11 protein-coding genes and 2 tRNA genes are annotated in these 13479 nt (G+C 54.3%); all 13 read left to right on the top strand.

Annotated features, from left to right (window positions below):
* Window positions 1-143: 143 nt before the first annotated feature.
* The 13 genes from MOST_RS01910 (at window position 144) to folP (ending at window position 13277) form a co-directional block, all read left to right on the top strand.
* Window positions 144-890 carry a gamma-glutamyl-gamma-aminobutyrate hydrolase family protein gene (locus tag MOST_RS01910; protein WP_054937587.1) on the top strand — a complete coding sequence of 249 codons (747 nt, stop codon included), beginning with the start codon at window positions 144-146 and terminating at the stop codon, window positions 888-890.
* Between the two features lie 41 nt (window positions 891-931).
* Window positions 932-2311 (top strand): TRAP transporter large permease subunit, encoded by a 1380-nt coding sequence (locus tag MOST_RS01905; RefSeq protein ID WP_054937588.1) that lies wholly within the window; start codon window positions 932-934, stop codon window positions 2309-2311.
* A 22-nt stretch (window positions 2312-2333) separates the two neighbouring features.
* A complete protein-coding gene (locus MOST_RS01900; RefSeq protein WP_054937589.1) occupies window positions 2334-2615 on the top strand; it encodes a hypothetical protein in 282 nt (93 codons plus the stop codon).
* A 228-nt stretch (window positions 2616-2843) separates the two neighbouring features.
* Window positions 2844-2920 (top strand) — tRNA-Met (locus tag MOST_RS01895).
* Between the two features lie 12 nt (window positions 2921-2932).
* Window positions 2933-3007, top strand: a tRNA-Glu gene (locus MOST_RS01890).
* A 134-nt stretch (window positions 3008-3141) separates the two neighbouring features.
* Window positions 3142-5190: a SpoIIE family protein phosphatase gene (locus MOST_RS01885; protein WP_054937590.1), complete on the top strand. Its 2049-nt coding sequence runs from the start codon at window positions 3142-3144 to the stop codon at window positions 5188-5190.
* 97 nt (window positions 5191-5287) lie between these two features.
* The gene (gene tilS / locus MOST_RS18120; protein ID WP_054937591.1) at window positions 5288-6652 is read left to right on the top strand and encodes a tRNA lysidine(34) synthetase TilS; all 1365 of its coding nucleotides are present in this window, start codon (window positions 5288-5290) and stop codon (window positions 6650-6652) included.
* A 92-nt stretch (window positions 6653-6744) separates the two neighbouring features.
* Window positions 6745-8712: an ATP-dependent zinc metalloprotease FtsH gene (gene ftsH, locus MOST_RS01875; protein ID WP_054937592.1), complete on the top strand. Its 1968-nt coding sequence runs from the start codon at window positions 6745-6747 to the stop codon at window positions 8710-8712.
* Window positions 8712-9140 carry a nucleoside-diphosphate kinase gene (gene ndk, locus MOST_RS01870; RefSeq protein ID WP_054937593.1) on the top strand — a complete coding sequence of 143 codons (429 nt, stop codon included), beginning with the start codon at window positions 8712-8714 and terminating at the stop codon, window positions 9138-9140. The genes ftsH and ndk overlap by 1 nt, the downstream gene beginning before the upstream one ends.
* A gap of 35 nt (window positions 9141-9175) precedes the next feature.
* The gene (locus MOST_RS01865) at window positions 9176-9685 is read left to right on the top strand and encodes a transcription repressor NadR (protein ID WP_054937594.1); all 510 of its coding nucleotides are present in this window, start codon (window positions 9176-9178) and stop codon (window positions 9683-9685) included.
* Between the two features lie 38 nt (window positions 9686-9723).
* Entirely contained in the window at window positions 9724-10074 is a 351-nt protein-coding gene (locus tag MOST_RS01860) for a hypothetical protein (protein ID WP_054937595.1), read from the top strand.
* Window positions 10075-10296: 222 nt separating this feature from the next.
* On the top strand, window positions 10297-11976 hold the full coding sequence (locus tag MOST_RS01855) for a formate--tetrahydrofolate ligase (protein ID WP_106007005.1): 1680 nt from the start codon (window positions 10297-10299) through the stop codon (window positions 11974-11976).
* 107 nt (window positions 11977-12083) lie between these two features.
* Window positions 12084-13277 (top strand): dihydropteroate synthase, encoded by a 1194-nt coding sequence (gene folP / locus MOST_RS01850; protein ID WP_054937597.1) that lies wholly within the window; start codon window positions 12084-12086, stop codon window positions 13275-13277.
* Window positions 13278-13479: the final 202 nt, after the last annotated feature.

Raw genomic sequence — 13479 nt, 5'->3', positions numbered from 1 at the left:
TCCACAACAACTACGTCTACTGATGATGAAGATGAAGGCTTAGTCTGCCTTCTTGGACTTCATCATAAAAATGAAAATCTAAGAGAGCAAGAGATTTAACGAGCTAGAAGCAAATTATTGAGATAGGAGGTATAACAATTTAGATGGGCTCCACTCGTGTCGGTATTACTACCGGATGGGAGCAGGGCAATGTTGTCCCGGGCTGGTTCCTTATCTACACAGTCAAGGCCTGTGTAGAAGCGGTGGAGAAGGCTGGTGGCATTCCTTTATTGCTACCGGTAGTCAACGACCCCGAAATTCGCCGGGAGACTTTAAACAACATTGACGCCCTTATCGCCGCTGGCGAGGTCCTCAGTGTCAAGCGCAATGTTTTAAAAGGGAACCAGGCTAAAGATTTAGAAAGCCAGAACCCTCTACGCTTTGCCAATGAAAGGGACTACCTGCTGGGTGCCTTGGAAAGGAACATGCCTGTCCTCGGCATCTGCCGCGGGCACCAGGTTTTAAATGTTGTTTGCGGCGGGACCATGTACCTGGATGATATCCACCTGCGGCCGGAGAATAGCGGCATTGTCCACCAGCAGGGGAGCAGGCCGCCGGCAGAAACTATTCACAAAGTAGAGATGGATGGTATCCTGGCCCGGCTTACCGGGAAGGGAGAGGCCATGGTCAACAGTTTTCACCGCCAGGCGGTCATGGAACCGCCGCCGGGATTTGCAGTTGTCGCCCGGGCGCCGGACGGCATAGTTGAAGCCATGGCCAGCCTTGAGCACGACTTTGTTTTAGGGGTGCAATTTCACCCGGAGGTTTTACAGGAGTCGTTCTGGTTGGAACTCTTTAGAGAGCTGGTCAATGCAGGTGCCAGGTACAGTCAAACAGGAAATACGGATTAAATAATCAAAAGTGGAATTTAACCTAAAGGAGGTCATTATAAGTGCCAGTCCAAACGGTTGGGCCTTTCCCCATCCAGGTCTTCTGGTTAATTGAGCTGCTTATAGTTATCGCCTTGGTCTTTATAGCCTTCAAACGGCCTATTTATGAGGCCATGGCCATTGCTTTTGCCTTCACTATTGTCATGACGGGGCGTTACGATCTCTTCTGGCCGGGCCTCTTGGCCCCTACCACAAGCGGCCTCTTTTATATTATTGTAGGCTTTCTGGTCTTTGCCTATATTTTAGGTCAAACCAGAGTGGTAGAAAAGTTAATTAACATTATTTTAGCGTTCATTGGCGGTCTGCCAGGCGGTGCCGGTTATGTCTCCCTTTTTGGCAGTTGCGCCCTAGCGACTATGACCGGTACCGGACCGGGCAACGTCGCGGCTACCGGTGTTTTTACCATCCCGGCCATGATCCGGAGCGGTTTTCCCCGCCACCTGGCAGCAACGGTGGAAATGGCGGCCAGCATGCTGGGTAACCAGGTTGGCCCCGGTTTAAATCTGGTCGCTTTTGCCATACTCTCGACTTTATACCCCGATAAATATTCCCTTTCTACTTTCTGGCTGGGGCTATATATTGTTTTCGGCTGGTTGATTCTACAACGCTGGCTCACCCTGCTGGCCTTTTGCAAATATTACAGGGTACAGCCCGTACCTAAAGAGGAGCGGCCCAACCTGGCCCAGGCCCTCAAAGAAGGCTGGAGCGCCATGCTAATTCCGGTTTTTATCCTGGGTCCGATTATTATCGATTCAGTTTTTAAGACAACCCTTATAGCCCGCTATGGTCCTGATGGCGCCAAGGCCTTTTCCGCTTCGGTGCTCCTGATGACGGCAGGGTTCTGTACCTTCTACGCCATTATTGTCGGACGCAAGGAGATTCCCGGTGGCTTTAACCTGAATAGCGTTTTCGCCATGTTCCGGGATAGCTTAAAAGGGGTGGTGCCGGTTTCGGCTACTATTTACCTTGCCTACGCCATTGCCCTGGTGTTCCAGAAAGTAGAAATGAGCGAAGCAATTAAGACCTGGTTCTTGAGTTTCGGCCTGGGTAAAGCAGGCTGGGCCTTACTGATAGTCGTCTTTACCGCTTTCCTGGGGATGGTTTTACCCGGATCTTCCCAGGTAGCCATCCTGGGTTCAGCCATTATCTCTACCGGTGCGGCGGTAGGCCTCGATCCTTTCCTGGTAGCTGTCGTTATGCCGGCCATTACCGGCGTAATGGAAGGTATGACCCCGCCCCTGGCCCTGGCCATGTATACGGCTATGGGGATTGCCCGGTCCAAGTTCTGGGAGACGGCTAAACTGACTTACGTCTGGGTATTTGCTCACCTTATAGTCACCTTTTTACTCCTTGTCGGCGTATTACCGATATTTATTAAATAAGCATCTGACTGGGGGTGTTGAGATGAAAAAAGTATTGGTAGACCTGTTTAACAACTTTTTTGGCGTTTTTGTTTTGATTGCCGTCCTCATTGGTGCTATTGTGGCTTTCATGTTTGTGGCGGGATTTGTCATCGGCGGCCAGGCGGCCACCCAGATGGCCATGACGGGGAAAAAATTCCTCGATTACGCTATAAAAATAGCTGCTGTCGGCGTAATGTTCGGGTTATTTAGCTTCTACACCAGGGGGAGTCATGAGCTAACCTTAAGTAATGAACAAGAAAGCGAAACCGGAGAGACGGCATAGTTCAGCCGTAATTAAAAGGGCGCCGTATCTACTGTCCGGGTAACCGGGGTCCGAGGTAACAACACCGGTTACCCGGCTTTTTTTGTCAGGCCTGGTATTCAAAATACGTACACATCCCCTCGGTAAGATTTCGCCGTGAGTGAGCCGAACTCCCTTCGGTTATATTTTAACTGAGTGATCGCGGGCCCTTGACAAAAGGGCAAGATTCAGGCATAATATCTTCTGCATGGCGGTGTAGCTCAGCTGGTCAGAGCATGCGGTTCATACCCGCAGTGTCGTAGGTTCGAATCCTACCACCGCTACCATTTTTATGATCTGGCCCGTTAGTCAAGGGGTTAAGACACCGGTCTTTCAAGCCGGTAACAGGGGTTCGAATCCCCTACGGGCCACCAGTAAAACCACCCTGAAAGAAGAGGGTGGTTTTTTAGTGTCGAAAGATTGTCCACCGCCGTTGCCTGAAGATGACAAGATTTTAGCGTAAAATGGCGTATAATAATTGCCAGGTAATGGTAAAGGCGGTGGTTTTATGTCCGGCCAACCTGGAGTCCATCCTTACCGGCGGGAAGTCGAACTAACGGTAGCAACCCGCCTGGGCCTCGACTTTCTTTTTCTGGTGGCGGCATTTTGCCTGGCGCGGGGGGCTTTGCTGGAGGAACTTTTCCCTTTTGGACCGGCGGCAGTTATTACCGCCGCTGTCCGACGGTCGCGCCTCCTCTGGCCAGTGGCCTTGATCAGCATGGCCGGCAGCTGGTTCAGCAGCCCTGCTCCGGCCTACAGCCGCCTGCTCCTTTTTTTATTGCTGGGACTAATTTTTACCCTTTATCCTGGTTTGCGCCGGGGCAGCATCTTGACCCACGCCACCCTGGCGCCGGTGACCATTATCCTGGTCAGGGGATTAAGCCTTACTCTCTGGCAACCATCCTTTTATGGCTGGGTCCAGGTAATCTTTGAGGCCCTCCTGGCCTGGGGATTAAGTCTCGCTTTTCTCGATGCAACCATGACCACGCGCCAGGAAGAGCGTCTCCTTGGCGGAGGCCTCTTTCTCGCAGGGGTACTCCTGGGCCTGCAGGGATGGCAGCTCTTTGGCCTTTCCCTGCAGGGCCTGATTAGCCGCTATATCCTCCTGCTGGCGTCCCTGGCTGGAGGGCCAGGGGCCGGAGCGGCGACCGGGGCGGCGGTCGGCTTTTTGCCCAGTCTCTCCCAGGTGGTAACGCCGGCGCTGGCAGGTTTACTCGCCTTTGCCGGTTTAATTGCCGGTTCCCTGAAAAGCCTGGGCAAGCCGGGGGTTATCAGCGGCTTCCTGCTGGCTCACCTGCTTTTAGCCAGCTATTTCCTTGGGCAGGATAGTGCTCTGGCGGCTTTAAAGGAAGGTGGTCTGGTGGCTCTGGCCCTGGCAGCCACTCCCTCTTTCCTGATCAATTACCTGCAAAGATTCCTGGCGGCACCGGTAACCATGCCGGCGGTGCAGGAGGGCCATGGACGACAAGAGAGATTAAAGACGGCCTTAAAAAGCCTGGCCCGGAGTCTTAAATTTACCGGCTTTAAGGAAAGTCCCATGGTTACCGTGCGCCAGGTAGCCAGGGCCACCTGCCGTGGATGCCCGGCCGGCAAGGTGTGCTGGGAACTGGAAGGCGAACAAATGGTAACCCTGCTGCAGGAATTATTACAAAAGGGAAGCCGGGGGCCCCTAACTACTGCCGATATACCTGAATGGCTGTCCTCACGTTGTAGCCGTTGCCGGGAACTCCTGGCAGCGTTAACAGGTGAGGCTAGTAAAATGCAGGTACGTCCGCCAGAAGACGGCTTGAATAACTGGCTGGCAGCCACCTTTGAAGCCCTGGCAGCAATGCTGGTTAACGGGGGACCAAACACAGGGGCCGGGGCAGGGGAAGGGGAAGGGGAGGAACTGCCTTTATGGCAGGTTACCGTCGGGATGGCGGCTGCTCCCCGCTACCAGGCAGAAGTTTCCGGTGACACCTGTTTGGCAGGCCCCCTTGAACCCGGGAGACAACTGCTGGTTCTGGGAGACGGTATGGGTGCCGGGCGGGAGGCTGCTGAAACAAGTGCTACGGCCATCGAACTGGTCCGGGACTTGCTGGCAACCGGCTTTACGCCGGAAATGGCCCTGCGGACCATCAACATGATCCTGCTATTAAGATCGCCTAAAGAGAGCTTTACTACCTGTGACCTGGCTTTAATTAACTGTGGCACCGGTACGGCTGAATTTTATAAACTGGGAGCCTGCCCTACCTTCATCCAGCGGGATGGCCAGGTAAAAACCCTGAATAGCCACTCTTTACCAGCAGGGATCCTGGAGGACCTGCAGGTGGAACCCCTCCGGGAAGAGTTGCAGGATGGTGATTTACTGGTCATGGTTAGCGACGGTATCCTGGAAGCCCACCGGGACATAAACGAAAAGGAAAGATGGCTGGCTAAAGCTTTACAGCGGGTAGGCGATGCCCGGCCCCAGGAAATAGCTGACCGTTTATTAAAACAGGCCAGGGCCCTCGTTGACGGCAAGCCCCGGGATGATATGACGGTTATGGTAGCCAGGATGGAAAGGAGTGGCGTATAAAGGATATTATTTAAGGAAAAACTCACCAGAAGAAGCAGGAAAAAGGCCCGTCATGCCGAAATAAAGGCAATATGATGACCTTTGAAGGTGGACCTTTATGCTGGACCGGGTCCGGCAGACAGTCCGGAGATACGGCCTCCTGGTACCAGGGGATAAAGTAGTGGTAGGGGTTTCCGGGGGGCCGGATTCTCTGGCCCTGCTGCACAGCCTGCGGGCTTTACAGGAGGAATTTGGCCATACCCTGCATGTCGCCCATTTAAATCACGGGTTACGCCCGGAGGCGGCTGCCGATGCGGAATATGTTCGTAACCTGGCCAGGAGATGGGGCCTGCCGGTGACCATAGCCAGCCGGGATGTGGCTGCTTACCAGCAGGAGCACCGCCTGTCCCTGGAGGAAGCAGCCCGGGAAGTACGTTACCGCTTTCTCCTGGAAGTGGCCACTGCGGTGGGGGCCAGTAAAATTGCCGTTGGCCACCAGGCCGATGACCAGGCCGAAACGGTTTTATTAAATCTCCTGCGGGGGAGTGGCCTGACAGGGCTGAAAGCCATGGTGCCCCAGCGCGGCCAGGTTATCAGGCCGTTGCTTTTTATTTCCCGGGCAGAAATAGAGGCCTACTGTCGCCAGCAGGGCCTTGAACCCCGCCAGGACTTTACGAATTGGGACATCACTTTGAGGCGTAATAAAATCCGGCACCAGTTATTGCCCTTTCTGGCCCGGGAATTTAACCCGGCCATTGTCAGGACCTTAAGCCGGACCGCCGTTATCCTGCAGGAGGAAGAAGAGATCCTGGCTAATCTTGCCCAGGAAGCCTTTGCCAGGATAAAAATACGCCAGGAACCTGGCTGTCTGGCCCTGGACCGGGAGGAATGGCTATCCCTGGCTCCGGGAATCCAGCGCCGGGTTCTGCGCCTGGCGGCTGCCTCCCTGGGAAGAAAGGTGAGCTTCAACCAGGTGGAAGGGGCCCGGGAAATGGCTTCCCGGGATGGCACTATTACCTGGCCGGGGCATCTAAGGGTAGAGGCCAGGGGAACGGAATTAATCCTGCTGGTCCCGGCAGAGGGGCCCCGGGCCATAACTTTTTCCTACCCGCTGCAGGTACCGGGGTTAACGCCTTTACCGGAAGTAGGACGGGCCATCCGCGCCGGGCTTGGAGAGCCGCCCGCCACTTTTAAGGGCACGGAGGATGAGGCCTGGCTGGACTGGGATAAATTAGAAAAGCCCCTGGTGGTACGTAACTGGCAGCCAGGGGATTATTTCCGGCCCCTTGGTCTTGCCGGTAACAAGAAACTCCAGGATTTTTTCAGCGACATTCATTTACCCGTGGCCAGGCGTCACCTGGTACCCCTGGTTATAAGCGGCCGGCGTATTGCCTGGGTGGCCGGTTTTCGCCTGGCCGATGATTTTAAAATTACGCCGGTAACGCGCCTGGCCCTGCACCTGCAGCTGGAACCCTGGCCATAAAATAAAATATAAAGTTAAATTGCAATCATATTTTCCGTATGCTACAATATATAGCTATAAGATGCAGGGCGGGGTAAGAGGAGGGTGACCCGTTGAATCGAATTTTTAAGAACCTGGCCGTATATCTGCTCATAGTATTACTGGCAGTTTCCATCATCAGGTTGTCGACGCCGGTGGAGAAGACTGTAGAAGAGTGGGATTTGACCCGCTTTTACCAGGCAGTAGATCAGGGTCAGGTTCTGGAAGTTACTTTAACACCCCATGATAATATTATTAAAGTCGATGGCGTCCTGAAAAATAATACCCGGTTTACAGTCAATGTCCCGGCTTCAGCCGCCTTAACCGATCGTTTAACCAGTAAAGGTGTTGTCACCAGGACCCAGCTACCGCCTCAACCGCCCTGGTGGACGAACTTACTCGGAAGCCTGTTGCCGATTCTCCTGCTGGTGGGCCTGGTATTCTTTATGATGCAGCAGACCCAGGGGGGCGGCTCGCGGGTGATGCAGTTTGGCAAGAGCCGGGCGCGGCTGCATACCGATGAAAAACGCAAGGTCACCTTTAGCGACGTCGCCGGCGCCGATGAGGCCAAAGAGGAATTAGAAGAAGTCGTGGAGTTCCTCAAAAACCCGCGCAAGTTTAATGAACTGGGGGCGCGCATCCCCAAGGGTGTCCTTCTTTACGGGCCCCCCGGGACGGGGAAAACTTTGCTGGCCCGGGCCGTGGCCGGGGAAGCAGGGGTACCCTTCTTTAGCATCAGCGGGTCTGATTTTGTGGAAATGTTTGTTGGCGTGGGTGCTTCCCGGGTGCGGGATCTCTTTGAGCAGGCCAAAAAGAATTCCCCATGTATCGTCTTTATTGATGAGATTGATGCCGTTGGTCGTCAGCGGGGTGCCGGCCTGGGCGGCGGTCACGATGAGAGAGAACAAACTTTAAACCAGTTACTGGTAGAAATGGACGGCTTTAATGCCAACGAAGGGATTATTATCATCGCGGCCACCAACCGGCCCGATATCCTGGACCCGGCCCTGTTGCGACCGGGGCGTTTTGACCGCCAGATAGTCGTCGATGTACCAGATGTAGTTGGCCGGAAAGAGATTTTAAAGGTCCATGTCCGTGGTAAACCCCTGGATGATAACGTGGACCTGGATGTTCTGGCGCGGCGGACGCCGGGCTTTACCGGGGCCGACCTGGCCAACCTGGTTAATGAAGCAGCCTTGCTTGCTGCCCGGCGCGGTAAGCGTAACATTAGTATGGAAGAGATGGAAGATTCCATCGAGCGGGTCATAGCTGGCCCGGAGAAAAAATCCAGGGTTATCAGCGACTATGAAAAAAGGCTGGTGGCCTTCCACGAAGCGGGCCACGCCCTGCTGGGCCATTATCTGCCCCATACCGACCCCCTGCATAAAGTCTCCATTATCCCCCGCGGGCGGGCCGGTGGTTACACCCTGCTCCTCCCCAAGGAAGATCGCCGTTATATGACCAAGTCCCAGATCCTGGACCAGGTAACCATGCTCCTGGGTGGCCGGGTAGCCGAAGCCCTGGTATTAAAGGAAGTCAGTACGGGAGCCCAGAATGACCTGGAGCGAGCCACGGAACTGGTACGCAAAATGATCACCGAGTTCGGCATGTCTGATGAACTGGGACCCCTGACCTTCGGACGCAAACAAGAAACCGTCTTCCTGGGCCGGGATATAGCCCGGGACCGTAATTATAGCGAAGCAGTAGCCTTTTCCATTGACAAGGAAGCCCGCCGCATCATTGATGAATGCTATAACCGGGCCAAAGAACTCCTCCAGAAGCATATGGCCGAACTACACCTGGTGGCCAGGGCATTAATGGAAAAGGAAACCCTGGAAGCCGAAGAATTTACAGCTATTATTGAAGCCTATAACTTGGAGCACAACCACCCGGAAGAGAACAAGCAAGGGAACCAGCAAAAGGAAAACCTGCAGCCGGCAGCTACCGGCGGGGCAGGGGTTGAAAGTACCAAAGGCAGCGGTCCCAATAAGGACATGCTGATTAAATTAACTTACCTCCACTGTTTGAAAGGAGTATGGTAGTGGAACGCACCTTTGCCATGATTAAACCCGAAGGGGTAGAACGGGGCCTCATCGGCGCTATCATCAGCCGGATTGAACTTAAAGGTTACCGGATTGTGGCCCTGAAAATGCTACGGATAACGCCGGAGCTGGCAGCCAGGCATTATGCCGAGCACCAGGGCAAACCCTTTTACCAGGAACTTATCAGCCACATTACCTCGGGTCCGGTGGTGGCCATGGTGCTGGAAGGCCCCGGCGTCATTGCCGGCTTAAGGCAAATGATGGGTGCCACCAACCCTAAAGATGCTGCTCCCGGTACCATCCGCGGGGATTATGCCCTTGAGGTGGGCAAGAATGTTATTCATGGTTCGGATTCCCCGGCCAGTGCGGCCCGGGAAATAGCCCTCTTTTTTACCCCCGGCGAACTGGGGGAAGAGCAGGCCGGGTAACCGGCCTTTTTCTTTAGTGGAGGCCCAAAAGATTTATGAAAGCCAGTGAACGCCGGCAGAGGATCATCGAACTTTTAGATAACAACCAGCCCCGCAAGGGCACCGAGCTGGCCGCGCTCCTTGGCGTCAGCCGCCAGGTTATTGTCCAGGATGTGGCCGTATTGCGGGCGGCAGGGGTCAATATCCTGGCCACCCCCCAGGGCTATCTCCTGCCAGGTCCGGATACCCGCTGCCGGCGTACCTTTGCTTGCCAGCATGACCTGGCCGGCCTGGAGCGGGAATTACAGATTATGGTCGATTATGGAGGGAAAGTAATTGACGTCGTAGTAGAACACCCTCTGTACGGGGAAATTCGCGGTTACCTGATGCTTGCTTCCCGCTATGACGTCCAGAAATTTGTCGCCGATTTAAAGGCCAGCGGGGCTAAACCCCTGTATACCCTTACTGGTAGCGGTGTGCACCTGCATACGGTGGAAGCAGCCAGGGAAGATATTTTAGATATAATTGCAGCCCACCTTGCCAAGGCAGGTTTTCTTCTCGAATAGTATGCTAAGGGTAGAACGAAAAGGGGTGGTGAGGAGGGATGAAGGCCCTGGAGTATACCCTTTATCTCGGTACCGACGACGTGCGGGTGGCCTACCATCTGGCCCGGGTTCTGAACCAGAAAGGAGGTGGAGCAATCACGGCCAGGGGGCAAGAAGCAGGCCGGCAAACTGCCGTGGTAGTCCATATCCTGGAGTGGCAGGCCTTTCCCCTCTTGCGGGTCCTGGAAACGGCCCGGGTCGCTGCCAGAACCTTTAATGTTCAGGTAAGCAGGGGAGTTTTAGGACCTGCTCCCCGGGAGGCCATCCTGGAAGTAGCCAGGCAGGCCCTCTTGCTGGACAGCCTGCCGGTCATTGCCGGACCTGAGCATGGTGAGAACGCAACAGGTTAATATATTTGCTTTCTCTCCTGTTATGAAGCACAAAATTTAATTGTTTGTTTTTTGTAAAGAAAGGTTTATAATTATGAATGATGGGCCGGGCGGGGACAGGCTGTGGTAGAAACCAAATAAATAAGTTAGTGGGGGTAGCAGGAAAATTAGAGTTTGTGTAGAATTTCACTATTAACCACATAGCTGGATGTACATTTTTTTGAAATGAAAGGAGTGTTTAAATTGGCCAACGTACCCAGCGATATTGAAATCGCCCAGGCGGCCAGAATGAAACCCGTTATGGAGCTGGCCCGGGCCCTGGGCATTGAGGAAGATGAAGTGGAGCTATACGGTAAATATAAGGCAAAAATCTCCCTTGATGTCTACCGCCGGCTCAAGGATAAACCCGATGGCAAGCTCATCCTGGTCACGGCCATTACCCCCACCCCTGCCGGTGAAGGTAAAACTACCACCAGTGTCGGCCTGACAGACGCCCTAGCCCGCCTGGGGAAAAAGGTTATGGTTTGCCTGCGGGAGCCCTCCTTAGGTCCCAGCTTTGGCATAAAAGGTGGTGCTGCCGGTGGCGGTTATGCCCAGGTTGTACCCATGGAAGACATCAACCTGCACTTTACCGGTGACATCCATGCTGTCACCTATGCCCATAACCTCCTGGCGGCCATGGTAGACAATCACCTCCAGCAGGGCAACGCTTTAAACATCGATCCCCGGACCGTTACCTGGAGAAGGGTTATTGATCTTAATGACCGCGCCCTGCGCAATATCGTTATCGGCCTGGGCGGTAAAGCCAATGGTGTCCCCCGGGAGACTGGTTTTGATATCTCGGTGGCCTCGGAAGTCATGGCCTGCCTGTGCCTGGCCAGCGACCTCATGGACTTGAAGGAGCGTTTCCGCCGTATTGTCGTCGGCTATACCTATGACGGCAAGCCCGTAACTGCTGGTGACCTGGAAGCCCAGGGTTCCATGGCCCTGCTGATGAAGGACGCCATTAAGCCCAACCTGGTCCAGACTCTGGAGAACACCCCCGCCTTCGTCCACGGCGGTCCCTTTGCCAATATCGCCCACGGCTGCAACAGCATAACCGCTACCAGGACCGCCCTCAAGCTGGCCGATTACGTCGTCACCGAGGCCGGTTTTGGTGCCGACCTGGGGGCCGAGAAGTTTTATGACGTCAAGTGCCGCTATGCCGGTCTCAAACCCGACGTTACCGTCATTGTCGCCACCGTCCGCGCCCTCAAAATGCACGGCGGCGTACCGAAATCTGAACTGGCCACGGAAAACCTGGCAGCCCTGCGCCAGGGCTTTGAGAACCTGGAGAAACATATTGAAAACGTCGGCAAGTTCGGCGTGCCGGCCGTGGTGGCCATTAACGCCTTCCCCACCGACACGGAAGCTGAATTAAATCTCCTCTATGATCTGTGCAACAAAGCCGGTGCGGAAGTGGCCCTGTCCGAAGTCTGGGCTAAAGGTGGCGCTGGTGGCATTGAACTAGCGCAAAAAGTTCTCAAAACCATTGAAACAAAACCGTCTAACTTCCATCCCCTCTATGAACTGGACCTCAGCATCAAAGAAAAGATTTATAAAATCGCTACAGAGATTTACGGCGCCGATGGCGTAAATTACACAGCTGATGCCGACAAGGCCATCGAGCGCTTTGAAGCTATGGGTTACGGCAACCTGCCGGTGGTCATGGCCAAGACCCAGTACTCTTTTTCTGACGACATGACCAAGCTGGGGCGGCCCCGGAACTTTACCATTACCGTCCGCGAGGTAAGGCTCTCAGCGGGGGCCGGCTTTATCGTCCCCATTACCGGTGCCATTATGACCATGCCCGGCCTGCCCAAGCGCCCGGCAGCCTGCAATATTGATATTGATGCCGACGGCGTTATCACCGGACTGTTCTAAAGCTATAGCGCCCTTGATAATCTATGCCTGGACCCCACCCCCTGGCGGGTGGGGTTTTTGCTGCCAGGCATGGAGAGAGGTATAATATATTTTGGAGGATGATTCCTATGTCCTGGCAGGAGATCATAGAAGTAATTAACGTTCCCGATGCAGCAACGGCCAGAAAATTGATGGAGGAGATTGGCGTCGATGCCCGGGGTATTGAGCTGATGGTGCCCAAGGCCCTGCATTACTGCCTCAAGCTTAAAGATGTACCGGCCAGGGCGGCCAATATCTTAAAACAAGAAATGCTGGCCCGGGGCGGCGAGGCGGCCATGGCGGCAGGCGTAGCCGGCTGGTCGATCGAGAAAACCGATGTCCTACTCTTTGCCACCAGGCGCCAGCTGGAACTCCTGGTAGAAAAGCTGCCCCAGCAGTATTTTGGCTTAAACAAGCTGGCAGCCGCAATTCAAGCTACCCTGAACAGCCGGGAAAAGGCCGGTATCCAGGAGATCAAATGCCCGCGGGGTCCCCTTGTCCTGGGCCGGCGGACCCTGGTCATGGGAATTGTCAATGTAACGCCGGATTCCTTTTCCGATGGCGGCTTTTTTTATGACCCCGGGGCGGCGGTGGAGCATGCCCACCGGTTGGTGGATGAAGGGGCCGATATCATCGACGTAGGCGGGGAATCAACCCGTCCCGGTCACGAGCCGGTGCCGGCCGAAGAAGAATGGCGCCGCCTGGAACCGGTTTTAAAGCGCCTGGTGGCCGAAATCAAAGTCCCTATTTCCGTAGATACTTACAAAGCTATTACGGCCCAGCGGGCCCTGGACCTGGGGGTTGATATCATTAACGATATCTGGGGTTGCCGGGCTGATGCCGCAATGGCCGCCGTTTGTGCCCGCTACCAGGCGCCTATTATTATCATGCACAACCAGCAGGGTACCGAATACCAGGATTTAATGTTTGATATTCTCACTTCCTTGAAAGAAAGTATCAGCCTGGCAGAAGGGAACGGGGTACTCCCGGAGCAGATTATTATCGACCCGGGCATTGGCTTTGGCAAGGACCTGCAGCAGAACCTGGAAGTAATGGGCCGTTTACGGGAGTTAAAAGTACTGGGCAAACCCATTCTCCTGGGCACTTCGCGCAAGTCAATGATTGGTAAGACCCTCAATCTACCCGTTGACCAGCGCCTGGAGGGAACGGCCGCTACGGTGGCCTTAGGAGTAGCCCAGGGAGTTGATATAATTCGCGTTCATGACGTCCAGGCCATGGTACGGGTGGCCAGGATGGCCGATGCCATTGTGCGCCGGTTTTAACTTAATCTTAAAGTTACTTCTATTGCCGTTTAAATATTCTTAAGGTAAAATGAAGGGGCAAGAGCTAAAGAAAGGGAGAGCATTCCTGTAATGATGTAAGGTAGGTGTTGCCAATAAAAAAGCCTCCTGGTAAAAAAATAATAGACCAAAACAAACAAACCAACCAGGAGGCGAGAAACCGAATGAATGAGGTGCAAAAGAA

The sequence above is a fragment of the Neomoorella stamsii genome (genome assembly GCF_002995805.1).
In the GTDB taxonomy this organism is placed as follows: Bacteria; Bacillota; DSM-521; order Neomoorellales; family Neomoorellaceae; genus Neomoorella; species Neomoorella stamsii.
The sequence above is the reverse complement of the archived record's forward strand: the minus strand, read 5'-3'. Positions and strand labels throughout refer to the sequence as shown.